The following is a 1,254-nucleotide window of genomic DNA, read 5'->3' on the forward strand; positions in this document are numbered from 1 at the left end:
TGTAATCTTCCCCTTGTTAAGAACACTTAAAAGTAGAGTTTTTATTTAATATTATTGTATTATTATTTTGATTAATTTGAAATGTTGGAAAATCATTAGGATTTTTGACCTTACCATATTTCAATAAAAAGTTTCTAGGAGAAAGATATTGCAAAGAACTATGTGGTCTTTCATTGTTATACATCCACATCCAAATTTCTGTATAATTTTTCATTTCTTTGATATTTTCAAATAAATAAGCATTTAAAAAATCTGTTCTAAAAGTTCTATTAAATCTTTCAATCAACGAGTTTTGCGTAGGTTTCCCAGGTTGAATATAATATAATTCAATGGCTTTTTTTTGACAAAATAGTTTTAGTTTTTCAGCAATAAATTCTGGACCATTATCTACTCTAATTTTCTCAGGTTTCCCTCGCCATTCGATTAGTTTTTCTAGTTCAGAAATTACTTTAGCTGAAGGTAAGCTTGTGTCGATACAAATACTCAAAATTTCTCGATTAAAATCGTCTATAATATTCAAACTTCTCACGCTTTTTCCGTTTTCTAAACTATCATGCATAAAATCCATACTCCACGTTACATTTGGATAAATCGGACGTAAAAGCGGCTCTTTAATCCTTGCAGGAAGTCTTTTTTTACGTTTATTACGTAGGTTAAGTTTCATCGAAGTATAAATTCGATAAACTCGTTTATGGTTCCAAGTAAAGCCTAAATTTCGTAAACGATAATGCATCATCCAAAAGCCCCAAGTTTGATGCTTGTTGGATAGTGCTATCAATTGAAAACGTATTTTATCATCCTCATCTTTACGTACTTTTTGATAATAAAAAACGGATGTTCTTAAGTTAAATAGACGACAAGCCCTGCGGGAACTTAGTTGATGTTTTGCTTTTGAATACAACACCAATTCTCGTTTTTCACAAGGCGTTATAGCTTTTTTTCGATAACATCTTTTAAAACTACGTTTTCTAAAGTAAGCTCTGCTACAATTTTTTTATATTGAGACAATTGCTTCTCTAGTTCCTTTAATTGAGCTAATTGATGAGCTTCCATTCCGCCATATTTACTCTTCCATTTATAAAAAGTGGGTTGGCTTATTCCATGTTCACGACAAATTTCATTGACTGTTTTGCCTTGATTTTGTTCAGATAAGATCTTGACGATCTGAACTTCTGTAAAATTGCTTTGTTTCATAATTATCCCTAAGTTAATAAACTATATTTTTAAACGTTCCGGTTTTTAGGGAAGATTACA

2 protein-coding genes are annotated in these 1,254 nt (G+C 30.5%); both read right to left on the bottom strand.

Going from position 1 to position 1,254, the window contains the following annotated elements; translation table 11 throughout:
* Positions 1–16: 16 nt before the first annotated feature.
* The gene (locus tag IF125_RS14150) at positions 17–904 is read right to left on the bottom strand and encodes an IS3 family transposase (RefSeq protein ID WP_317197147.1); all 888 of its coding nucleotides are present in this window, start codon (positions 902–904) and stop codon (positions 17–19) included.
* Between the two features lie 23 nt (positions 905–927).
* Positions 928–1,194 (bottom strand): transposase, encoded by a 267-nt coding sequence (locus IF125_RS14155; protein WP_038336637.1) that lies wholly within the window; start codon positions 1,192–1,194, stop codon positions 928–930.
* Positions 1,195–1,254: the final 60 nt, after the last annotated feature.

Origin of the sequence: Empedobacter stercoris, assembly GCF_020281205.1 — a bacterium.
Classification (GTDB): Bacteria; Bacteroidota; Bacteroidia; order Flavobacteriales; family Weeksellaceae; genus Empedobacter; species Empedobacter stercoris.